Annotated in this window: 24 protein-coding genes; 14 read left to right on the top strand and 10 right to left on the bottom strand. The window is 68.0% G+C overall.

The window, feature by feature from the left end; translation table 11 throughout:
- The first annotated feature begins 22 nt into the window (after positions 1-22).
- Positions 23-1,087, top strand: a complete 1,065-nt coding sequence (locus AB0I73_RS19105; RefSeq protein ID WP_363038788.1) for a PRC and DUF2382 domain-containing protein — start codon at positions 23-25, stop codon at positions 1,085-1,087.
- 34 nt (positions 1,088-1,121) lie between these two features.
- On the opposite strand, the gene AB0I73_RS19100 is transcribed toward AB0I73_RS19105, so the two are convergent.
- A complete protein-coding gene (locus tag AB0I73_RS19100) occupies positions 1,122-2,135 on the bottom strand; it encodes an LLM class flavin-dependent oxidoreductase (RefSeq protein ID WP_363038786.1) in 1,014 nt (337 codons plus the stop codon).
- Between the two features lie 57 nt (positions 2,136-2,192).
- Between AB0I73_RS19100 and AB0I73_RS19095 the strand changes: the two genes are divergently transcribed.
- From AB0I73_RS19095 to AB0I73_RS19065, 7 genes are all read left to right on the top strand, one after another.
- Positions 2,193-3,770: a recombinase family protein gene (locus AB0I73_RS19095; protein ID WP_363038784.1), complete on the top strand. Its 1,578-nt coding sequence runs from the start codon at positions 2,193-2,195 to the stop codon at positions 3,768-3,770.
- Between the two features lie 88 nt (positions 3,771-3,858).
- Positions 3,859-4,221, top strand: a complete 363-nt coding sequence (locus AB0I73_RS19090) for a hypothetical protein (protein WP_363038782.1) — start codon at positions 3,859-3,861, stop codon at positions 4,219-4,221.
- 102 nt (positions 4,222-4,323) lie between these two features.
- Positions 4,324-4,539, top strand: coding sequence for a hypothetical protein (locus AB0I73_RS19085; protein WP_363038780.1), 216 nt, complete (start codon positions 4,324-4,326; stop codon positions 4,537-4,539).
- Positions 4,529-4,963, top strand: coding sequence for a helix-turn-helix domain-containing protein (locus AB0I73_RS19080; RefSeq protein ID WP_363038778.1), 435 nt, complete (start codon positions 4,529-4,531; stop codon positions 4,961-4,963). The genes AB0I73_RS19085 and AB0I73_RS19080 overlap by 11 nt, the downstream gene beginning before the upstream one ends.
- A gap of 867 nt (positions 4,964-5,830) precedes the next feature.
- Entirely contained in the window at positions 5,831-6,127 is a 297-nt protein-coding gene (locus AB0I73_RS19075; RefSeq protein WP_363038887.1) for a helix-turn-helix transcriptional regulator, read from the top strand.
- A gap of 18 nt (positions 6,128-6,145) precedes the next feature.
- On the top strand, positions 6,146-6,820 hold the full coding sequence (locus AB0I73_RS19070; protein ID WP_363038776.1) for a hypothetical protein: 675 nt from the start codon (positions 6,146-6,148) through the stop codon (positions 6,818-6,820).
- A 245-nt stretch (positions 6,821-7,065) separates the two neighbouring features.
- A complete protein-coding gene (locus tag AB0I73_RS19065; RefSeq protein WP_363038774.1) occupies positions 7,066-7,872 on the top strand; it encodes a hypothetical protein in 807 nt (268 codons plus the stop codon).
- 387 nt (positions 7,873-8,259) lie between these two features.
- Here the strand turns inward: AB0I73_RS19065 and AB0I73_RS19060 are convergent, their stop codons facing one another.
- The gene (locus AB0I73_RS19060) at positions 8,260-8,490 is read right to left on the bottom strand and encodes a winged helix-turn-helix domain-containing protein (RefSeq protein ID WP_363038772.1); all 231 of its coding nucleotides are present in this window, start codon (positions 8,488-8,490) and stop codon (positions 8,260-8,262) included.
- 171 nt (positions 8,491-8,661) lie between these two features.
- Here AB0I73_RS19060 and AB0I73_RS19055 point away from each other — a divergent pair, with 171 nt between their 5' ends.
- Both AB0I73_RS19055 and AB0I73_RS19050 read left to right on the top strand, forming a co-directional pair.
- Entirely contained in the window at positions 8,662-8,973 is a 312-nt protein-coding gene (locus AB0I73_RS19055; RefSeq protein WP_363038770.1) for a hypothetical protein, read from the top strand.
- A gap of 222 nt (positions 8,974-9,195) precedes the next feature.
- Positions 9,196-9,705: a hypothetical protein gene (locus tag AB0I73_RS19050; protein ID WP_363038885.1), complete on the top strand. Its 510-nt coding sequence runs from the start codon at positions 9,196-9,198 to the stop codon at positions 9,703-9,705.
- 94 nt (positions 9,706-9,799) lie between these two features.
- On the opposite strand, the gene AB0I73_RS19045 is transcribed toward AB0I73_RS19050, so the two are convergent.
- The 5 genes from AB0I73_RS19045 to egtA all read right to left on the bottom strand — a co-directional run bounded on the left by AB0I73_RS19045 (position 9,800) and on the right by egtA (position 14,709).
- Positions 9,800-10,015: a dodecin gene (locus AB0I73_RS19045; protein WP_363038768.1), complete on the bottom strand. Its 216-nt coding sequence runs from the start codon at positions 10,013-10,015 to the stop codon at positions 9,800-9,802.
- Between the two features lie 245 nt (positions 10,016-10,260).
- Positions 10,261-11,223 carry an L-histidine N(alpha)-methyltransferase gene (gene egtD, locus AB0I73_RS19040; protein ID WP_363038767.1) on the bottom strand — a complete coding sequence of 321 codons (963 nt, stop codon included), beginning with the start codon at positions 11,221-11,223 and terminating at the stop codon, positions 10,261-10,263.
- Entirely contained in the window at positions 11,220-12,023 is an 804-nt protein-coding gene (gene egtC, locus AB0I73_RS19035) for an ergothioneine biosynthesis protein EgtC (protein WP_363038765.1), read from the bottom strand. Before egtC ends, egtD begins: the two co-directional genes overlap by 4 nt.
- Positions 12,023-13,351, bottom strand: a complete 1,329-nt coding sequence (gene egtB / locus AB0I73_RS19030) for an ergothioneine biosynthesis protein EgtB (protein WP_363038763.1) — start codon at positions 13,349-13,351, stop codon at positions 12,023-12,025. The genes egtC and egtB overlap by 1 nt, the downstream gene beginning before the upstream one ends.
- Positions 13,348-14,709, bottom strand: a complete 1,362-nt coding sequence (gene egtA, locus AB0I73_RS19025; RefSeq protein WP_363038761.1) for an ergothioneine biosynthesis glutamate--cysteine ligase EgtA — start codon at positions 14,707-14,709, stop codon at positions 13,348-13,350. The genes egtB and egtA overlap by 4 nt, the downstream gene beginning before the upstream one ends.
- A 272-nt stretch (positions 14,710-14,981) precedes the next feature.
- On the opposite strand from egtA, the gene AB0I73_RS19020 reads away from it, so the two are divergent.
- Positions 14,982-15,887 (top strand): TIGR02452 family protein, encoded by a 906-nt coding sequence (locus tag AB0I73_RS19020; RefSeq protein ID WP_363038759.1) that lies wholly within the window; start codon positions 14,982-14,984, stop codon positions 15,885-15,887.
- Here the strand turns inward: AB0I73_RS19020 and AB0I73_RS19015 are convergent.
- Both AB0I73_RS19015 and AB0I73_RS19010 read right to left on the bottom strand, forming a co-directional pair.
- Positions 15,841-16,287, bottom strand: coding sequence for a type II toxin-antitoxin system PemK/MazF family toxin (locus AB0I73_RS19015; protein WP_363038757.1), 447 nt, complete (start codon positions 16,285-16,287; stop codon positions 15,841-15,843). The two genes, AB0I73_RS19020 and AB0I73_RS19015, sit on opposite strands and share 47 nt — an antisense overlap.
- Positions 16,288-16,359: 72 nt before the next feature.
- The gene (locus tag AB0I73_RS19010; RefSeq protein ID WP_363038755.1) at positions 16,360-16,797 is read right to left on the bottom strand and encodes a pyridoxamine 5'-phosphate oxidase family protein; all 438 of its coding nucleotides are present in this window, start codon (positions 16,795-16,797) and stop codon (positions 16,360-16,362) included.
- Between the two features lie 186 nt (positions 16,798-16,983).
- Between AB0I73_RS19010 and AB0I73_RS19005 the strand changes: the two genes are divergently transcribed.
- Together AB0I73_RS19005 and AB0I73_RS19000 are read left to right on the top strand one after the other, a co-directional pair.
- Positions 16,984-17,832 carry an aminoglycoside adenylyltransferase domain-containing protein gene (locus AB0I73_RS19005; RefSeq protein ID WP_363038753.1) on the top strand — a complete coding sequence of 283 codons (849 nt, stop codon included), beginning with the start codon at positions 16,984-16,986 and terminating at the stop codon, positions 17,830-17,832.
- 80 nt (positions 17,833-17,912) lie between these two features.
- Positions 17,913-18,341 (top strand): VOC family protein, encoded by a 429-nt coding sequence (locus AB0I73_RS19000; RefSeq protein WP_109382301.1) that lies wholly within the window; start codon positions 17,913-17,915, stop codon positions 18,339-18,341.
- An 85-nt stretch (positions 18,342-18,426) separates the two neighbouring features.
- Here the strand turns inward: AB0I73_RS19000 and AB0I73_RS18995 are convergent, their stop codons facing one another.
- A complete protein-coding gene (locus AB0I73_RS18995; protein WP_363038751.1) occupies positions 18,427-18,879 on the bottom strand; it encodes a YbhB/YbcL family Raf kinase inhibitor-like protein in 453 nt (150 codons plus the stop codon).
- A gap of 163 nt (positions 18,880-19,042) precedes the next feature.
- Here AB0I73_RS18995 and AB0I73_RS18990 point away from each other — a divergent pair, with 163 nt between their 5' ends.
- Positions 19,043-19,702 carry a phosphoribosyltransferase family protein gene (locus AB0I73_RS18990; RefSeq protein WP_363038749.1) on the top strand — a complete coding sequence of 220 codons (660 nt, stop codon included), beginning with the start codon at positions 19,043-19,045 and terminating at the stop codon, positions 19,700-19,702.
- The last annotated feature ends 63 nt before the right edge of the window (positions 19,703-19,765 follow it).

The raw sequence follows: 19,765 nt of genomic DNA, 5'->3' as shown, positions 1-19,765 counted from the left end.
CCTGAAAGGAGGGTGAGACCAGATGATCTCCCGCGATGAGGTCAAGATCCTCCTGGATCACCCCGTCTACGACGGCGAGGGCAACAGGATCGGTGAGGCCAAGCACGTCTTCTTCGACGACATGAGCGGCCGCCCCGAGTGGGTGAGCGTCAGGACGGGCATGTTCGGCTCCAACGAGTCGTTCATCCCCGTCCGTGACGCCGAACTGGTGGAGGACCACCTCGAAGTCCCGTACCTCAAGGACAAGGTCAAGGGCGCACCCGACGTCGACGTCGACGCACAGGGCCACCTGTCGGAGTCGGAGGAACACCGGCTGTACGAGTACTACGGCATCGACTGGAGCGGTGTGCTGCGCGACGACACCGCGCGCTCCGGCGAGGGCCGCGGCGACCGGCACCCCGGCACGAGCAAGGCGGGAACGGCCGGCGCGGCGGGTGCCGCCGGCGTGGCGGGCGCGGCCGGGACGGCGGGCACGACGGGGACCTCGGGTGCCGCTGGGACAGCCCGCACGACGGGCAGGGACCGGACAGTGCCCACGGCGAACACGGCGACGGCCGGCGCCGCGGGAGCACCGACGACGACCGGGAAGGCGGGCCGGACCAGCTCCGTGGCCGCCGCCGGGGCCACGGGCAGGAGCACCGCGCGCGGCGGGCCGGGCGCCGATTCCATGACGCGCATGGAGGAGGAGATGCACGTCCGCGTCGAGCGACGCGAGACCGGACGGGCCAGGCTGCACAAGTACGTGGTGACGGAGGAGATCGAGAAGACCGTGCCGGTGCGCCACGAGGAGGTGCGCGTGGTGCGCGAGCCGATCACGGAGGCCGAGCGCGAGGCCGCGCTCTCCGGCACCGAGATCGGCGAGGCCGACTACGAGATCACGCTGCACGAGGAGCGCCCCGTCGTGGAGACCAGGGCGGTACCCGTGGAACGGGTGCGGCTGACCGTGGAGGAGCGCACCGAGAACGAGACCGTGCGCGGCCGGGTCCGCAAGGAGCGCATCGAGAGCGAGGGAGTACCGGACGACACCCTGCGGAGCGACGACGCGACCCGGCGGGGCCGCGACGTTCCGCGGCGCGGCCGCGGCTGACCGGACGGAACCGCGTGCGTGCCGGTAAGGCCGCTCACCGGCGCGGCGCGCCGCCGTCCGTCCCCGGGAGACCGACGAGGCCGGCGAGCCGCCGGTAGGAGTCCAGCAGGGCCGTACGGTCGTGGGTACTGGTGGTGACCAGGACCTCCTGGGCGCCCGTCTCCTTCAGCACCCTCTCCAGTTCGTCGGCCACCTGCTCCTCGGTGCCGGCGATGTGGCCACTGAGCCCGGACTCGTACAGGCCGCGTTCCTTGGCCGTCATGAGGAGCGACTCGACGCGCTCGGCGGGCGGCAGCGGCGGGAAGGTGCCGCGGGTGCGGGAGTGCGCCATCGACCAGGCCTCCGGAATCAGCAGCCGACGGGCCTGTTTGGGCGTGTCGGCCACGGCGACCGTGCCGGAGATCACCACGTACGGCTCGCTCGCCCATGCGGACGGACGGAACCGCGCGCGGTAGTCGTCGATGCCCCGGCGCATCCGGTCGCGGCCACGCAGGTCGCCGATGACCATCGGCAGGCCCGCGCGGGCGGCGATCGCCGCCCCCTCGCCCATGGCGAGCACGAACGGGGGCACGGCCAGCCCCTCGGCCGGGCGGGCGCGCACCCCGGTGGGGGAGGTGCCGCGGAACCAGCCGAGCAGCTCGTCGATCTGGGCGCCGAAGTCCTCGGCGTCGTCCTTGTCGCGGCCCAGAGCCTTGCGCACCCCGTCGGTGAAGCCGACCGAGCGGCCCAGACCCATGTCCACCCGTCCCGGGAAGAGTGACTCCAGCACCCCGAACTGCTCCGCCACGACGAGTGGTTGATGGTTGGGCAGCATGACCCCGCCGGTGCCCACGCGGATCGTCCCGGTCGCCGCGGCGACGGCGGCGGCCAGCACCGTCGGCGCGGAGCCGGCGACTCCGGGCACGCCGTGGTGCTCGGAGACCCAGAACCGGTGGTAGCCGAGCCGCTCCACCTCCTCCGCCAGCCGCACGGTGTCACGCAGCGCCTCGGGACCGGTGTGTCCCTCACGGATGCGGGAACGGATGTGGACTGATTGACAACCATCCACTAGTCTGGAGACAGGAGGTACGGCAGGGAGCCGCACCACTAGGGGAGGGGAGAGCCGGTGCGACGGGTCCTATTCGCAGAGCGCATCTCAGATGATCGGAACGAGCGCTCAGAGTCCATCGAGTCTCAGCACGACAAGCTGAGCCGGCGTGCCGAGGCAGAGGGTGTCACGGTTGTAGCAGTCGCACGGGACTTGTCTGTGTCTGGTGACGTTGATCCGTTCACCCGTAAGAATCTGGGCCCGTGGCTGGCAGAAGAGAACCGCGATAAGTGGGATGAGCTGTGGGTTACCACCCAAGACCGACTGTCCAGGGACGACGAACACGCGCATGACCTTATGCGAAAGGTGTTCCGTGAGTGGGGTAAGAAGGTTGTCATCCTGGACAACCCAAGTCTTGACTTCCACACCCCGGCGGGTAGGGCCATGGCCTATGTACAGTCCATTGGGCCGGCCATGGAGTTGGACAGGATCAAGCAGAGGGTGAAGGAGAGCCACGAACGGCGACGGTTCACCACACGGTGGCCCGGCGGACTTGCCCCGTTCGGCTATGTCCCCATCAAGAGGTTCGTTGACGGTAGGACAGCGACCTTCTTGGAGAAGGACCCCGCTATGGCCGAGGTTCTCCATGAGATGCGTCGTCAGATCATTGACGGACAATCCCTCTTGGGTGTGGCCAAGTACCTCAACGCACAAGGGGAGTTGACTGCCAGGGACAGGGCCCGGGTGCGTAAGGGGAAGCCTGTCTCTAGTCGACGTGGCCAGGCAGAGGGCGTACCCGAGCAATGGGGCGTGTCCTCTGTCAAGGCTCTCCTGACAGACCCTGCCTGTCTCGGACACAAGAAGCACCAAGGCAAGGTTCTGTACGACAGCCAGGAACAGCCTATCCAGTTGGCAGACCCCATCTTCACAGATGAGGAATGGTCATCCCTTCAAGCTGCCATCGAAGCTAGGCAGCAGACGACACAACGTCGTGTCAACGACACGTCACCCCTCTATGGTCTTGTCTTCTGTGGGCGGTGCGGCAGTAAGGCCAGGCACAAGACAGCCAAGAAGAAGGACAAGATCTACCGCTATTACGTCTGTGGTGCGTGGCCCAAAGAGGCGGAATGCTCCGGGTCTGTGCGTGCCGAGGAAGTAGAGGATTGGCTGATGGTGGCCTTCCTCAATCGGTACGGTGACCAGCCTGTTACGGAGAGGGTGTGGGTCCCTGGATCGGACAACACACGAGAGCTTGAGACGACGAGAAAGCGCATCTCTCGTCTGCGGAACCTGTACGTAGATGGGGAGTTCGATGACAACCCCAAGGAGTACAAGGATCGCATGCACGCTCTGAGGACACGAGAGACAGAGCTTGCGGCGGAACCTGTAGTTGAGGGGCACTGGTCTGAGAAAGCCACGGGCCAGACGTTCAAGGAGCTGTGGGCCGGCCTTGACCTTGAAGGCAAGCGGAAGCAACTCATCAAGTCGGGTTACCGAGTTGAGGTGGGCCGTGGAACCTTCAAGATCACACCAGAACCCATGTCCTGGGATGAATGGAAGGAACGTCTCAGGGCCAGGGGAGAGAGCGAGGAAGAGATCCAGCACATGGTGGATGTCTTCAAGTCTGCCGGCCTAGGTTTCATGGTCGGGGAATAACCAGCAACCCACCGTTGTTGAACAGGCAGAGGGGCGCCCGTCGCCAAACAGAACGCCCCTCTGTCTCCTGTGAAGGAGACGACAGTCTATGCCAGAGAACACCTGTGGTGCACGTCAGCCTGGTTGGGAGAACGGCCCTCCCATCGGACGTCACCGCATACCGTGCGTGCTCGACAGTGGTCACAGGGGGGATCACCGCAACGCCCTGAGGGACAAGTGGGAGAACGACGAGTCGACCGATTGGGAGGAAGGCCGGCTCGAAGGTAGGACCGAGACGCTTGACGCCCTGGTCTACTCCTTGGGAGACCACGTAAGGGCAGGGGCCTTGACACTGGCAGCAGCAGTCAAGATCTACGCACAGACGACGGAATGGACCGAGGAAGAGTCCGCGGACTTCCTCTGTGAGTTCTGGGCTGAACTCATGGTGACTCGACTCCAGCACGACGGATAACCGAATAAGCAGTACCCGTAAAGGGGCCATGGCATCAGGAGTCATGGCCCTTTTTCATGTCTAGCCGGCGCCAACGGTGCCGACATTCGAGAGGACAGAGGAATGACAAAGGCAGAGAAGGCACTTGCCATTGAACGTGTCGGCTCGATGGTATGGCACGGAGGAATGGACTTGTCCGCGGCTATCTGGTTTGTTGGCGGACTTTTCAAGGTGGAATGGCATGTGGCCAGAGACATGGTTCATGACGCCATGGCAGCAGTCATGACAGAGGAAGTAGACAAGGGCCTGACCAAGATTGGGGACAAGAATGACAACTGAGCAGATGAATAACGAACAGACAGGCTTTGATGTCTGGGGCGAGAAAAGCCCTTGGGAGATTGACAGGGAGAAGAGAGAGGCCGCGGAGAAAGCGGCCAAGGTTGTCAGGGAGGAAGAGCGCCGTAAAGCATCCTGGGAGGACATGACCAATCACAGACAGAATGAGTGGATGTACCTTGTGGCCGCGGCAGGCGTAAAGTCATCCACCGTGCACTTTGCCGTTGGCGTAGCCCAGAAGTGTGGGAAGAACTCCCATGGCTACTCCGAAGCCATAGGCAACACGGCCAAACGCCTTGGCATGTCAACTCCCACGGCTAACCGAGCCATGGCCGAACTCAAGGAGAAGGACCTTATCCGTAAGGCCGTGGCGCGCCCTGGTACCTCGGACATCTGGCGTATCGGCTCCATCCCCAACCAGGGCTAGGGTCTATCACTGGTGATAGGGGGGTCTATCACTGGTGATAGACAAACTTCTCTACTAACTTCCTCCTAGTCTCTTAAGAGACTAGGAGTATTTACCAGTACTAGTAAGAACAAGATCACTAGGCCAAGGAGTCTTGGAGGTTCCTTGGCCATAGTCATATCAAGATCATCTAGCCAAGGGTCTTTACCTGGTTCCAGTTCTGGGCTGGAACCAGGGAAGGGGAGGTTCTTTCAGAGGCCAAGGCAACGACCGAACGGAGTGAGGGAGAGCTGAACCAGGTAGCCCCTTCAAGGGCTACCGGTGAAGCACGAGACTTAGTCGAGTGGAGAGACCTCATGTCTCGACTAGAGATTGCCCCGCCCCCGCAGAGCCTCTGTGTGGCTCTGTAGCGGCCTAGGAGAGCCTTCCTGAACTCCTTGCCTAGGGAGCGCATCCTAGGCGCTCCTAGGGCCCGTACAGAGCTTTCTAGGTCCATGGACGCTCTCTGGTCTCTGTGTGAGTGGTCCGGTCCTGGTTCTGCCAGGGCCGCGGAAGTCTCTGTGTGGCCGTATGAGCCTCTGGGGGCTACGCCCTGTCCTCTGGGGTGCGGTGAAGGTTCCTAGGCCCTCTGCGCCGGCTCTGTTGGTTGGACCAACACACGTGTGCTGACTAGGGGTTTTGTAGACGTTACCTTCTTGTTACCCCTCTATCGGTCACTACTGACGAGTAGTGATACCGACGTCATAGGTAGAGGAAGAACAACACTGGTTCTTCTCCTTGCTTCCCCTGGTTCGTAGTCTCGGTTCTCCCCTCCTTGCCCGGTTCTGGTCTACGGGCATCCCTGGCCCTGGTCTCTGTTTTGTCGTGGCAGAGACCAGGGTCTTTTTTATGCCCACGACTCATTCAACCTCACCCTTTGGAGTGATTGCTATGTCAGACATCAATCTTTGGGATAGGGCCACGTGGGATGCAATTCGACGTGCCCGTGCCGTTACCTACGGCGAGATAGCCGCAGAGTGCGGTGTCACATACAAGGCTGTGAGCAAGTGGTTTTACGGCGAGCGGACTCCCTCTCTCCGTAACCAAATCCTTATGGCCAAGGCGCTCAATATTCCCTTGACAGAGGCGCTTAAGAACATCTCTGACCCTGCCATTCGGCAGGCCATTCGCTCCGTCATCCTCTAACGATTGGACACACGACACATGAACACGACACCCTTCTATGCCAAGCTCACCGCGGCCATTTCTAGGCCGCTGGTTCTCATCTCTGCTCTCGTTATCAGTATGCCGGCGGAGATTCAGCTAGCCCGTGCCAGTGGCTTTGGGAACGGCTTTGAATACTTGATGCCGCTCACCCTGTCGGTTTATTCGGCGGCATCTGCTGTCATTGCCGCCAACCGACCCCGTGGCAGCAAGGGGCGGATATCAGCGATCATTGGCAGTGGCGTTGCCCTGAGTATGGCTCTGTCTGCACAGGTGGTCGGTCATCTCATCAGCAGTGGCTATATGACAACAGGGCCTGTCCTGGTCTCCCTTGTCTCCTCTGTGCCAGCACTTGCCGCGGCTCACATGCTCCATTTGGCTGCACTGCCAAAGAGCACTGTCGATGTCACTCCTATGGAATCCGGACAGGGGAACGAGGAAGAACCGCTCACAGGCTCTGAGACGACCGAGGAAGTGACCGAGGCTCCAATCCCCATGCTGCGCCCCGACAAGCCTTCCCGTGGCCGCTCTCGTCCCTCCCTGGCAGCCATCCGGGAGGCTGCACAGAATCTCGATTCCGTTGGACAGCTTGTTACGGGTCCTGCTCTGGCCAAGGCGTTCGGAGTCTCTGACAGGACCGGTGCACGTTACGTCAAGATGCTTAACGCAGCCTAGGAGGAACACATATGAATGGCACTCTTACTTCCGAGGAAACCCATACGACAGACACTCATGCGGAACTAAATGACATGACACCGCATGAGTTTTACGACGCCTGTAAGGCTGGACAATTCAAGGCCAGGGGCCAGTAATGGAGCCCCTGGCGGTTGCTGGTTACCTGGTCTTCCTCATCTGCGTCTTGGTGGACGGAGTGCAGTGCTTGAAAGAGCGCAATGACGTTATGAACTATTGGAGGCACAATGCCTGAGAGTCTGTTTGTTAAGCCTATGCCGGCTGGTTACACTTTCACCGCGGCTACCAAGAAGCTCATTGCTGCCAGGGATAAGGCGCTGAAGAGTCTTCAGGATTACCAACTTGACCACGCCGACTATGCCGCTATTCCTACTCCTCAGGGGCCGCGGATTCCTGCCATTGTCAAGGCAGAGGCGGAACTGATTAAGCTTGACCGAGTGGCAGTGGCGAATGGTAAGCCACTCCCTGACAGGGATAAGCACCTTGCTCCGTACCGTGCCAAGGCAGAGGAATACAAGCGCACCATTGCTGCGCTCCGTGCTGTCTATGACCAGGCATTCCGGGCCGCAGAGGACAGCATCATTGAGGAGATGCCTTCCCTTGCCAGGAAGGCTCTGGACGAGTGTTCCCAGGTGCATGCGGAGTACGTAGCCGCTATGGAGGCTGCGGAGGATGCCAGGGCCCGTATGTCCTCTGCCACTGTCCGGCTTGTGTGGGCCGTTTCTGACAGCCATGAGGACCGTTCCGCGGGTACAGGCTGGGAGGGCTACAGCGACGCTGAAGCCTTTAAGCTTACGGCAGATGGCCGGCTTACTCGGAAGTCTGCTCAGGCTCTTGGTCTGGAGACGTATCAGAACGGCTCCATTGTTGCCCATGACGAACTCATTGATTGGGGCGGTACTGCGCCCCTCCATCCTCGGTCAAAGGATGTCGCCACGACTATTGGCAATAGCCCTATGGATGAGGTTAGGGCTGAGGCTGTCTATAACATTGCTGGGCTCTCTGCCGAGGATTACAGCCGGCACTTTGACTGAGTGAATTCCCCTGTATATCAGGGCCTAGACAACGATCATCCGGGGATCTCTGGCGAATTACTCGCTAGGGGTCCCCGATTTTCGTGTATCTGTCTGCCGTTTCAGATCAGCTAGATTCTTGAAACCCGTACGCAAGGAAAGGAAGGTGCCCCCGGCGGGTCCGCTCGATGCATTCCCAGGCATTACCCCGGGAGTGCACAGACATATATCCGTGGGAGCGCAGACAATGCCGGCATGACATAAACGGATGGCACCTGAAGCAGACAGGGATAACCGACGCCAAATGCATTGGTGCCTGACACTGTCATAAACGAGAGCCGGCCAGACATCAAGGCAAAGGGACAAAGGGGTAAAGCCCAAAGGGTAAACGTCAGACGGCAAACACCCTTACACCTTCTGGTCTGCCACGAACGAACCGCGCCCGGACCAGGTGATGATCAGTCCATCTTCCCTGAGTGCTGCGAACGCTCGTTGGACTGTGGAGGCAGCGACGTCGAACTCACTCGCCACGGCAAGGACAGCCGGCATGCGTGACCCCGGGGCGTAGGTGCCGTCGGTGATCCTGGCCCTGAGGATGCGCACAAGCTGCGGGTAGACAGGCTGCGTCCGGTCGATCATGGGTCAAGCGTGCGACGGTTCGGGGATACCCGCATCCGAGCGTGTGACCTTTCGAGTATTCGAGGATACGAGTACGCTGACCTTCCTCCGGTAGTCACCGGGGACACAGAACAGCCCCGGGCAGAGGGACTAGCTCTGACACCGGGGCCTAGGCCCTATGGAGGTAGGACCATGAGCATCATTCCAGAGGGACAGGCAGAGCCGGGGAAGACTGTCATCTGTGAGGCAGGGGGCAGGATCGAGCAACTTCTACAGGGGGCTCTCTTGGTCCCCCGGACCTCTGAGACCAGGGGAGTGCAGTCCTGGGAAGAGTCCGTTCTGAGGGTGGCCACGATGGACGTCGGTAGGGCCCTGTCCGTGGCAGAGGACGGGGCAGTGACCAAGGCGGAACTAACCGTGGCGCTCTTCTTCCTGGCTCAGTCCGCTCGTTCCGCGGTACGCGTTGCTGAGCATCGAGGGGAGCGGCTTGACGCTCTGGACTGACTGACGCCCTGTCAGGCATGCCCCCTGGTTGGCCGATGACCAGGGGGCTTCCTCATGTCCTAGGCGTCAGCATCGCTGATGCCGACTTCTACGGACAGTCATCATGGCTGGTCACGGGGATGTGTTGTCCAAGCATCCCAATCCGCGAACGGTCGAGAACGGAGAAACGGGTGCGGGCGATCAGCGGGGTCACACCCGGTTCAACGCCTGGCCCGCCACCGCATTCCCCCGTCCGGGCCGGGCGGTGCGACCGGCAGTGAAAAGCGCCCGCTCGCCGCGTTCGACCTGGACGACGCCCTCGCGGACACCGCGCACCGAAAGCGGTTCCTGGAGCACGGGCCGCGCGACCGGGACTCCTTCTTCGCCGCCGCGCCCCACGACCCGCCCCTCGTTGAGGGCGTCGCGCTGGTGCGCGAGAGCACGCGGGAGTGCGGGATCGTCCGCCCCACCGGACGCCCGGAGCGCCGCCGGTGCGACACGCTGGACCGGCTGCCCGCCCACGGGCTGCCCGACGGGCCGGTCCGCATGCGCGGCGACGCCGACCGGCGGCCCGCCCGGTACACCCGGCCGGCGATGCCACGCCGCCTCGCCCGCACCCGGGAGACCCGGATGCTCGTGGACGAAGAACCGGTCTGCGCGGACGCCCGACGGGCCGGGTTCGCCGTCGTGCACGCTCGCTGGACGGCCCCGCCGGGAGCCGGAGGCGGCGCGGGAGCGGGAGCGGGGACCTGATGCCCTCCCGCTCCCGCAGGTACGTACCCGGGCCCTGAGCCTCCTCGCGTACCGCCCCCGCTCCGGTGCGGGGCCGTTCCCCTCCGGAGCGGGCTCAGCCCGTCTCGTCCAGGCGGAAGCCGACCTTCAGGCCCACTTGCCAGTGCGCGATCCCGCCCTCCTCGATCTGGCCGCGTACCTGGGTCACCTCGAACCAGTCCAGGTTGCGCAGGGTCTGCGAGGCGCGCTCGATGCCGTTGCGGACGGCCTGGTCCACGCCGTCGGGCGAGGTGCCGAAGATCTCCGTGACCCGGTAGGTGTGGTTCGACATGCGGGTGCTCCTCTCGACGGCGGCTCCCACCGGTACGCGGGACGCCTCCTGATGTCGCACGTCACTCCACCGTGCCCCAGGCCGTGGCGCACCGCGAGACGTCGGCCGCTCCGGTCCCCGACGCCCGCAGGCCCCGGCCCCGCGACCCGCCCATACCGAAACACGGGGCACCCGTGCGAGTCCCCACGCGCGTCGCACGCCGGGCCCTTCACCCTGTCCGCCAGACGGAAACAGGACCCCCCACGTCAACGCGCCATGCTCAGCGACAGCGCGAACCGCTCCTCCTCATCCGTCCACCATCGGGCCAACTCCAGCCTCGCTGACTCGAGTTCCTCCCGTACTCCCTCCTTGCGGAACTTCGCCGAGACCTCGGTGCGCAGTTCCTCGCCCGCCTCGAAGTCGACGACGAGACCGAGCGCGGGCACCTTCACGGTCTGTGCCCCGCGCGAGCGCAGCCGCATCTCGACCCACTCGCGCTCGGCGTCCCACACGGCCACGTGGTCGAAGGCGGCCGGATCGAAGTCGGCGCCCAACTCCCGGTTGATCACGGTCAGGACGTTCTTGTTGAAGGCGGCCGTGACCCCGGCCGCGTCGTCGTACGCCCGGACCAGTACCTTCTCGTCCTTGACCAGGTCCGTGCCCAGCAGCAGCGCGTCCCCCGGGGCGAGCAGCGCGCGGACGGAGGCCAGGAACGCGGCCCGCTCGGCGGGCAGTAGATTGCCGATCGTGCCTCCGAGGAACGCCACGAGGCGAGGACCCGGGGTGTCGGGCAGCGTCATCCGGCCGGTGAAGTCGGCGATCAGCGCGTGCACGGCCAGGCCCGGCCGCTCGGCGACGAGCGCCTGTCCCGCCCGGGTCAGGGCGCTCTCACTGACGTCGACGGGGACGTAGGTGTGCAGTCCGGTCAGAGCGTCGATCAGGTGGCGGGTCTTCTCCGAGGAACCGGAGCCCAGTTCGATCAGGGTGCGGGCACCGGCCGCCGCGGCGATCTCACCGGAGCGGGCGAGCAGGATCTCGCGTTCGGCCCGCGTCGGGTAGTACTCGGGCAGCTCGGTGATCTCTTCGAACAGCTCGCTGCCGTACGCGTCGTAGAACCACTTCGGCGGCAGTGTCCTCGGCCTGCCGGTCAGGCCCCGGAGGACGTCGGCGCGCAGGGCCGCGTCGGTGGCGTCCTCGGGCAGGGTGCGGGTGAGCAGGAACGGACTCACGTGCGGAGCTCCTTCAGGGGTGCCGATGGGTCGGTGGGTGCCAGGGCCTCGCCCGGCTCCTCGATCGGGGTGAGCAGCACGTCGGTGCGGCTCGCCGCCAGCAGCGTGCGGTCGGGGACCTCGCGCCAGTGCGGATCGTCGTCGTAGGGCTCCGAGGCGACGACGGTGCCGCCGCCCGGCCGGGCGAGGTACCACAACGTGTCGCCCCACGCGGTCGCGGTGACGGTGTCGCCCTGGGTGAGCAGCAGGTTGAGCCGGGAGCCGGGGGCCGCCGCGGAGACCTCCAGCACGGTGTCGGCCAGCGCCTGCCCCTCGGGATCCCCGGCTCGCAGCCGGGCGAGCACGAGGGCCCACACGAACGCGGAGTCGCTGCGGGCCTCCAGCGACAGCACGTCCTCGGCGGGCAGGGACCCGGCGAGCGGCGCGAGCGCGCCCGGCCAGCCCCGGACGGCGCCGTTGTGGCTGAACAGCCAGGTCCCCGCGGCGAACGGGGCCGCCGCGGCCTCACCGTCCGCGCCCGACAGGGTCGAGTCCCGTACGGCGGCGAGCAGCGCCGGGGTGCGGACGACCCGGGCCAGATCGGCGAACGACAGGTCCGCCCAGATGGGTCCGGCCCTGCGGTACCGGGCCGGCACCGGGTCTCCCGGCGCGTACCAGCCCACGCCGAAACCATCGGCGTTGACCGTTCCGTACCGCTGGCGCCGGGGTGCCCACGACTGGCGGTACAGCCCGTGCGGCGGGCCCACGAGGAGCCTGCCGAGCGGTTCCTCGGGGCCCACGTACGCGAGGTGACGGCACATCAGACGCTCTCCGAGCGTGCCGTGCGGAAGCCGGAGAAGATCTGCCGCCGGACGGGGTGGTCCCAGTTGCGGAACGTGCCCCGGCAGGCCACCGCGTCCACCGCGAACGAACCGCCGCGCAACACCTTGTACCCGGTTCCGAAGAACACCTCCGAGTACTCCTTGTACGGGAACGCCCTGAACCCCGGGTACGGCAGGAAGTCGCTCGACGTCCACTCCCACACGTCACCGATCAACTGGCGTACCCCGAGCGGAGACTCACCGGCCGGATAGCTCCCCGCGGGCGCGGGACGCAGGTGCCGCTGGCCGAGGTTGGCGTGCTGCGGTCCGGGCTCGGCGTCGCCCCAGGGGTAGCGCGCCGAGCGGTCGCCGGCCGGGTCGTGGCGGGCGGCCTTCTCCCACTCGGCCTCGGTGGGCAGCCGGCGCCCGGCCCAGCGCGCGTACGCGTCGGCCTCGTACCAGCACACGTGCAGCACGGGCTCGTCGGGCGGTACGACCTCGGTGACACCGAAGCGGCGCCGTAGCCACCGCCCCGCGCCGAAGGTGCCGTCCCGGTGCCAGAACAGCGGGGCGGTGACGGAGTTCCGGCGGATGTGGGCCCAGCCCTCCGAGGTCCACCAGCGCGGGTCGTCGTAGCCGCCGTCCTCGATGAACGCCTGGTAGGCGGCGTTCGTCACCGGGGTGGTGTCGATGTGGAACGGCGCCACCTCGCGCCGGTGCGCGGGGCGTTCGTTGTCCAGGGCCCACGGCTCGTCGGAGGTGCCCATGGTGAACGGGCCGCCGGGAACCAGCACTTCGGACGGACCGGTGAACAGCGGCACCGGCTCCGGATCCGGAGCGGTCAGGGCCTGCGGCCCCTTGCGCAACTGATGGGTGATCAGCATCGTCTCGTCGTGCTGCTGTTCGTGCTGAGCGATCATCCCGAAGGCGAAACCCGCCTCCGTCAGCCGCTCGCCGTGGAACGCGGTGCCCTCCAGCACGTCCAGCGCCCGGCCGCGCACGTCCGAGGCGTAGCGGCGGGCTTCCTCGGGAGGCAGCAGCGGCAGCTGCGGCCGCTCGGCACGCGGGTGCTCGAAGGCGTCGTAGACACTGTCGATCTCGGGCCGTATCGCCTCCTGCCCGGCGACGGCCCGCAACAGCCACTGCTCCTCCTGGTTGCCGATGTGGGCGAGGTCCCACACCAGGGGAGACATCAGCGGCGAGTGCTGTGCGGTCAGCTCGGGTTCGTCGACGCAGCTGGTCAGCAGGGTGGTCCGGTCGCGCGCGGTGACCAGCGCGGCGGCCGCGCGCTCGCGCAGGGCCTCGGCGTCGGGGGCGGGGTCGGTCATGAGCGGCTGTCCTTCCCGTGCGGAGGCGCTCCGTGCGTGTGCGGGTGCGTGCGCGCGCCGGACACGGCGGTGCCGTCGACGCGGGCGGCCACGCCGACGCGCAGGGTGTCGAGCAGTTCGTCGGCGGGGCAGCGGCCCCGGGCGACATAGCGGTCCCGGTACGCCGCCACCGCGTCCACGACCTCGGTCGTGGCGCCCAGCCGGGGCAGCGCCCGCAGCGCCGCGGCGAAGCAGGCGGCGGCCACCTCGCGCAGCTCCGGATCGGCCAGGCCGCCGCGGGCCGCGTCCCGCCACAGCGGATTGTGCGGCGCAGGCATCCCGTGGGCCCGTTCGGCCAGCGGCTTCACCGCCCGGTAGGCGGTCTCGGCGGCCTCCGGATCGTCGAACAGCGCCGTCGTCACGGCCAGCGGCACGATCCAGCCGTCGTCACCGGGCTGGGCGTCGATCATCCGCAGCTCCAGGTGGCCACGCGGCCTGACCGGCGGGAACAGCGTCGTCACGTGGTAGTCGAGATCGTCCCGGGTCGGCGCCCTGGGCACCCTGGACCTGGTCCACTCACGGAAGCTCAGTCCCTCCGGCACGTCCCACCGGCCGCCGTCGCGTCGTACGCACATCACCGGCGCGTCCAGGACGTGACGGGCCCAGGCCGCGCGCGGATCGGAGTCCAGCACGGGGCCGCCCGCGCGACCGGTGCCGATCTGCGCCCAGCGCAGCTGCCGGGTGGACAGCCAGCCGGTCGGCCGGTGACCGGCCAGCGGGGAGTTGGCGAACGCGGCGAGCAGGACCGCGCCGAGTTGGTGCGCCAGCCACCAGCGCCGCACATGACCGAGGGGGCCGGGCTCCTCGTACCCGGCGTCCAGGCACACCTGCACGGACGCGGAGGTGCACATCATGGCGCGGCCGGCGGGGCCGGTGCGGTCGAGGCAGGCCTCCATGGCGTCGTAGCGCGGTTCGCGCAGGAACCGGCGTGGTGTGTGCCAGGGATCGTGGCCGAGACCGACGAGAGTGAGATCGTCCTCGCGCAGTACCGCGCGGACGGCGTCGAGGTCGGCGCGGACGGTGTCGACGCACTCCATGAGGGAGGCGGCGGGCGGCGAGCTGAGCTCCAGCTGGCCGCCGGGTTCGACGGTGAGCGCCGAACTCAGGGGCACGGTCCGCAGTGCGGCGTAGGCCGCTTCGAGTCGTTCGGATGTCACGGGGAGCTGCGGGGCACGCAGCTCGTGGACGAGCCATTCCACCTCGACTCCGAGGCGGCGCGGCGGTCCGGTCTTGAAGCAGATGCCGCGGACCAGCGCATCCACCTCGGCTTCGGTGACGGCGGGGCGTGGCTCGGTGTGGCCACGTGCCGAATCGGACATGTGGGGGTCCTCCTGAGATACCTCCATGTCGCCGGCCGGGGCCCTCCGGTCCCGTCCGGCTTCAACTCGTCCACCCAAAACCCTCGCGACGCTCGGCACAAGGGCGCCCGGTGGGGCGTTCCGGGTACGGGAAAACCCCGTTGCATCGCCTCACCAGCATCGCTCACGATGCTCGTACGGGCACGACGGGGAAGATCACGAGGGGAGCCGGTGGGGATGTCGGCGAGGGGAGCCGCGGGGCGCGCGGTCACGGAGCGTACGGGGGTCGTGGCGTGAGCGCGCGCCTGCGCGGCATCGCGCGCGAGACCGAGCAGATCGTGGCGGCCGGGACCTACCGTGCCCCGAGCGGCCGCGAGGTGCGCCTCGCGGCGGCCGTCCGGGCCGCCCGGGACGGGACCCGGACGTACGGGCCGGAGCCGGTGCGGGTTCCGGAGCGGTCCTTCCCGGTCGGGACTCGGATCGAGGTCACCGGGGAGAGCAGCCTGGAGGCCGCGCGCCGGCTCGCGGGAGACGCGGAGCCGGGTGGACAGCGTCGGGAGCCGGCGGTGCTGAACTTCGCCTCCGCCAGGAACCCCGGCGGCGGCTACCTCAACGGCGCGCAGGCTCAGGAGGAGGCGCTGTGCCGTGCCTCCGCGCTCCACACCTGCCTGCTGCGAGCCGCCGAGTACTACGACCACCACCGGAACCACCGTGACCCGTTCTACTCCGACCGGGTGATCCACTCACCCGCGGTGCCCGTCTTCCGCGACGACCGCGGCCGACTCCTCGAGGAGCCGTTCCAGGCGGGCTTCCTCACCTCGCCCGCGCCGAACGCGGGCGTCATCCGCCGGACGGCGCCGGAGCGCGTGGGCGAGGTGCCCGGCGCCCTGGCCGTCCGGGCGGAGCGGGTGCTGGAGACCGCCGTGGCGGGCGGCTACCGGCGGCTGGTGCTGGGCGCCTGGGGCTGCGGGGTCTTCCGCAACGACCCCGCGCAGGTGGCGGCCGCGTTCCGGGCGCTGCTGGAGCCGGGCGGCCGGTTCGCGGGGGCGTTCGAGCACGTGGTGTTCGGGATCCTGGACCGCACGCGCGAGGGCGCGACCCACAGGGCCTTCGAGCAGACGTTCGCGGATCTGGTGGCGGACACGGTGGCGGTCAGCTCCAGCCGTACCGCTCCCGCAGCCGGTGACGCACCAGATTGAACCGCATCCGGTCCAGGGCACAGGCCTCACGGCGCATGCCGTCCTCGTGCAGCCGCAGCACCCGGTCGACGGCGACCCACGAGTCCCGGTCCGACCGGTCCCACGGCCCGCTGCCGATCGGCACCCAGTCCCGGTCCCCGTCGCGCGGCCTGCTCGACAACTGCACGGCGAGGACGGTTCCGGCCGCCTCACGTGCGACGACGAGCACCGGACGGTCCTTGCCCCGGCCGTCGTTCTCCTCATAGGGCACCCAGGTCCAGACGATCTCCCCGGGGTCGGGGTCACCGTCGTGCGCGGGCGAGTATTCCGTGCGCACCCGGCCCACATCGCCGGGCTCGGCCTCGGTGGTGGCGGTGGGGCCGAAGCGCCCCGGGGCTTCCTCAGTGCTGTACTCGGTCACGGGCGTACCGTACGGGATGCCCCAGGGCCGTGATCAACTGCCGTGCGGCACCGGGCCGGTGGTCCGGTGGGCTCAGGTGGTCGACGCGGTGCCGCGCACGCCCAGGCCCATGAGTTCCCGCCCCGAGACCATACCGGCCTCGATCCGTACGAACACCCCGTTCCGCATCGGCATCCAGGAGTCGGGACCGCTCCGCAGCAGCCGCTCGTGCTCGGCGGGGTCGGTCACCACGGCGGCCCGGCCGGTGATCACCACGCTCCAGCCGGCCCGTGTCCCGGCCTGGAAGTCGTCGGCCTCGAAGGCCACCACGACGCCGTCGATCGCGCGCACCAGGTCGGAGTCCCGCGAGGTGCACAGCAGCACGGAGGAGTCCGTGTCCAGGGAGAAGTTGACCGGGAGGACGGCAGGCAGCGCCTGCAGGGTGTACACGACGCGACCCACCGGCACCCTCGCCAGCAGGCGCAGGCACTCCTGGCGATCGAGTGCGCGGAAGCCATCGCTCTGGAACATCAGTCCATCGTCGGCGGCGGAAGCCACCAGGACCAGGGCCGGACGGCCCTGATGAGCAACCGATGCTTGAAAACGGTGCCGGTGGGTACCCCGGGGGCCGGTGGGGCCCGGCAGGGACGGCCGGGCCCTGCCGTACGGCGACGGACGCCGGGCGAGGGGCACTTTCCACCAGGCGACACTGAGGGCATGGCCCGCACCCCCGCCCCTCCCGCCTCCCCGCAGCCCGTGCCCGCCGAGCTCCGTCCCTATCTGGCGGAACAGGTCCACCGCATCCGCACCGTCTGCGGCCCTCACCTGGTGAGCGTCCTCGCGATCGGTTCGGTCGCCCTCGGCGACTACCTGCACGGGCGCAGTGACGTCGACGTCATGGTCGTGGTGGACCCGTCCCTGCCCGGCCGGGCGCTGCACGAGCTGGCCGGGACACTCAGCCACTCCGCGCTGCCGTGTCCCGCGGCCGGGCTGGAACTGGTCGTCCACGCCTCCGACACCGCCGCCGGGACGGGGGAGGGCGGGGCCGGTTACCTGCTGGACCTCAACACCGGCGCGGAGCTGCCGGAGAAGGTGAGTTTCGACCCGGGGGAGTCCGCGGACTTCTGGTACGTCATCGACCGCTCCATCGCCTCCCGGGCCGGACGCCCGCTGTTCGGAGGGCCGGCCCGGGAGGCGGTCGCCGAGCCGCCCCGCACCGCACTGCTCACCGCGCTGCGGGCCTCCGTCCGTGAACACGCCGACGGCGAGGGCCACCTGGCGGACAACAGGGTGCTCAACGGCTGCCGCTCCCTGGTGTTCTGCCGCACCGGCCAGTGGCTTCCCAAGCGCAGGGCGGCGGAGGCGGTCGCCGCCTCCGAGCCGGCCTTCCGGCCCCTCGTCGAAGCCGCGCTGCACAGCTTCGAACGCCCCAGGGCGGCCGCGCTCCCGCTGCCCGCCGGCGATGTGCGCCGCTTCCTGGACCGTGTGGCCGCCCGCGTCGACGAGGCCATGGAGGCGACGGGGTCGCGAAAGCCCCTCGACCACGGCCCACGGGACTGCCTATGATCCCCGTGCGGCATCGCGTGTCGGTCACCGGCAGGGTGAGGCATGGAGGCGCCGCGGATGCCCGTGGAGGCATTGAAACCGTGTCAGTCGAGTTCAACCACACCATCGTCCTGACCCGCGACCGGGAGAAGTCCGCCCGTTTCCTCGCCCGGATCCTGGGGCTGGAGGTCGGCGAACCGGCCGGAATGTTCCTGCCCGTGACGACGGCCAACGGCGTCACGCTGGACTTCGCGACCATCGACGCCGACATTCCCGTGCAGCACTACGCCTTCCTCGTCTCCGAGGACGAGTTCGGCCCGATCCTCGGCCGGCTCGTGGACGCCGGGGTCCCCATCCAGGCAGACCCGCACGGTCGGCACCCACGCCGGATCAACCGCAACGACGGCGGACGCGGCGTGTACTTCCCCGACCCGGCCGGACACGGCCTGGAAGTGATCACCCGTCCCTACGGCAGCGACCCGGCGTCGCCGCTGAACGGCGTCACGGAGGAAGTCCCCGGAGCGCTCTGAGCACAGGTCGGGCCGGGGCGGGCGGATACGCGAGCCGTCTCACCCGCCCCGGCCGCGCGGTTCCCGCCGGTGGGACCCGGCGGAGTCAGCGCCGATACAACCCCACCAGGGTGCCGTCGGCGATCCGAGCCCTGTCCACCGCCTCGTGCACCTGCTCCGCCCGGGGCGCGTCGGGCAGCACACACGGTTCGGCCAGGGCGTAGAGCCGGAAGACGTAGTGGTGCGCGTCGTCCCCGGGCGGCGGGTGCGGCCCGCCCCAGCCGCGCTCCCCGTAGCCGTTGACCAGCGCGGTGCCCCGCGGCGGACTCTGCCCCGCGCCGACGCCGCCGCTGTGCGGGTCGATGCCCACGACGATCCAGTGCACGAACGTCCCCGACGGCGCGTCGGGGTCCTCGCACAGCAGGACCAGCTCCGCCGCGTCGTCCGGCACACCGCTCCAGGCCAGCGGCGGCGAGACGTTCGCCGCCTCGTACGCGTGCCGCCGCGCGATGAACGTGTGGTCGTCGAAGGCGTCACTGCCGATGTCGATACCGGTCATGTGCCCCGGGGTACCCCCTCGTCCCCCGGGCATGCGACCCCGTACCGGCGTGGGAGGTTCGTCGGGCGGAGCGTGCTTCGGACCACCCGCGAGGGGGTACGCGAGAGCCGCGCCGGGGCAGCCGTCCCCGGTGGGGAGACCGGCGCGGAGAGGGGCGTCCGTCATGCTGTTCCGTGATCGGCGGGAAGCCGGCCGGGAACTCGCCGAGAGGCTGCGCGGGATGCGGGACGACGGCGCGCTGCCCGAGGCCGTCGTCCTCGCCCTGCCCCGCGGTGGCATTCCCGTGGCCCACGAGGTCGCCGAGGCGCTCGAGGCGCCGCTCGACGTACTCGTCGTCCGGAAGATCGGCGCCCCCTTCCACCGGGAGGTCGGCGTCGGTGCGATGGCCGGTGACGAGGTGCCCCTGTTCGATCCGTCGACCCTGCGGGCGCTGGGCCTGAGCGAGACCGATCTCGATTCCGTGGTCGAGCGGGAGCGCGTCGAACTGCGACGCCGTGAACAGCTCTACCGCCAGGGTCGGCCCGCCCCCGAGCTGCGGGGACGCACCGTGATCGTCGTCGACGACGGTCTGGCGACCGGTTCCACGGCCCGCGCCGCGCTCCGGTTCGTACGGCGTCAAGCACCCGCCCGGGTCGTGCTGGCCGTCCCGGTCGGTTCCCCGGACAGTGTCGAACGGATGCGCGCCGAGGCCGACGAGGTGGTCTGTCCGCACCGGCCCGCCGGCTTCATGGCCGTGGGCGAGTGGTACGCGGACTTCGACCAGCTGACGGATGAGGACGTGCTGACGGCGCTGCACCGGCGCCAGGGGGCATCCGGTTCGTAGGCGCGACTCGGATGCCGTCGTCTGCTCGCGCCCGCTCGCGTCTGCTCGGACGACGGCATCGGT

Origin of the sequence: Streptomyces sp. NPDC050388, assembly GCF_040655635.1 — a bacterium.
GTDB lineage: Bacteria > Actinomycetota > Actinomycetes > Streptomycetales > Streptomycetaceae > Streptomyces.
Note: the sequence above shows the minus strand (reverse complement) of the source record. Positions and strands in the feature narration are given on the sequence as shown.

What these genes read in the sequence shown, in the direction of transcription:
- AB0I73_RS19085 (WP_363038780.1), top strand. Translation starts at nt 4,324, where the DNA reads ATGACAAAGGCAGAGAAGGCACTTGCCATTGAACGTGTCGGCTCGATG.
- AB0I73_RS19065 (WP_363038774.1), top strand. Translation starts at nt 7,066, where the DNA reads ATGCCTGAGAGTCTGTTTGTTAAGCCTATGCCGGCTGGTTACACTTTC.
- egtA (WP_363038761.1), bottom strand. Translation starts at nt 14,709, where the DNA reads ATGTCCGATTCGGCACGTGGCCACACCGAGCCACGCCCCGCCGTCACC.
- AB0I73_RS19070 (WP_363038776.1), top strand. Translation starts at nt 6,146, where the DNA reads ATGAACACGACACCCTTCTATGCCAAGCTCACCGCGGCCATTTCTAGG.
- AB0I73_RS18990 (WP_363038749.1), top strand. Translation starts at nt 19,043, where the DNA reads ATGCTGTTCCGTGATCGGCGGGAAGCCGGCCGGGAACTCGCCGAGAGG.
- AB0I73_RS19045 (WP_363038768.1), bottom strand. Translation starts at nt 10,015, where the DNA reads ATGTCGAACCACACCTACCGGGTCACGGAGATCTTCGGCACCTCGCCC.
- AB0I73_RS19010 (WP_363038755.1), bottom strand. Translation starts at nt 16,797, where the DNA reads ATGTTCCAGAGCGATGGCTTCCGCGCACTCGATCGCCAGGAGTGCCTG.
- egtC (WP_363038765.1), bottom strand. Translation starts at nt 12,023, where the DNA reads ATGTGCCGTCACCTCGCGTACGTGGGCCCCGAGGAACCGCTCGGCAGG.
- AB0I73_RS19055 (WP_363038770.1), top strand. Translation starts at nt 8,662, where the DNA reads ATGAGCATCATTCCAGAGGGACAGGCAGAGCCGGGGAAGACTGTCATC.
- AB0I73_RS18995 (WP_363038751.1), bottom strand. Translation starts at nt 18,879, where the DNA reads ATGACCGGTATCGACATCGGCAGTGACGCCTTCGACGACCACACGTTC.
- egtB (WP_363038763.1), bottom strand. Translation starts at nt 13,351, where the DNA reads ATGACCGACCCCGCCCCCGACGCCGAGGCCCTGCGCGAGCGCGCGGCC.
- AB0I73_RS19080 (WP_363038778.1), top strand. Translation starts at nt 4,529, where the DNA reads ATGACAACTGAGCAGATGAATAACGAACAGACAGGCTTTGATGTCTGG.
- AB0I73_RS19105 (WP_363038788.1), top strand. Translation starts at nt 23, where the DNA reads ATGATCTCCCGCGATGAGGTCAAGATCCTCCTGGATCACCCCGTCTAC.
- AB0I73_RS19075 (WP_363038887.1), top strand. Translation starts at nt 5,831, where the DNA reads ATGCCCACGACTCATTCAACCTCACCCTTTGGAGTGATTGCTATGTCA.
- AB0I73_RS19060 (WP_363038772.1), bottom strand. Translation starts at nt 8,490, where the DNA reads ATGATCGACCGGACGCAGCCTGTCTACCCGCAGCTTGTGCGCATCCTC.
- AB0I73_RS19005 (WP_363038753.1), top strand. Translation starts at nt 16,984, where the DNA reads ATGGCCCGCACCCCCGCCCCTCCCGCCTCCCCGCAGCCCGTGCCCGCC.
- AB0I73_RS19090 (WP_363038782.1), top strand. Translation starts at nt 3,859, where the DNA reads ATGCCAGAGAACACCTGTGGTGCACGTCAGCCTGGTTGGGAGAACGGC.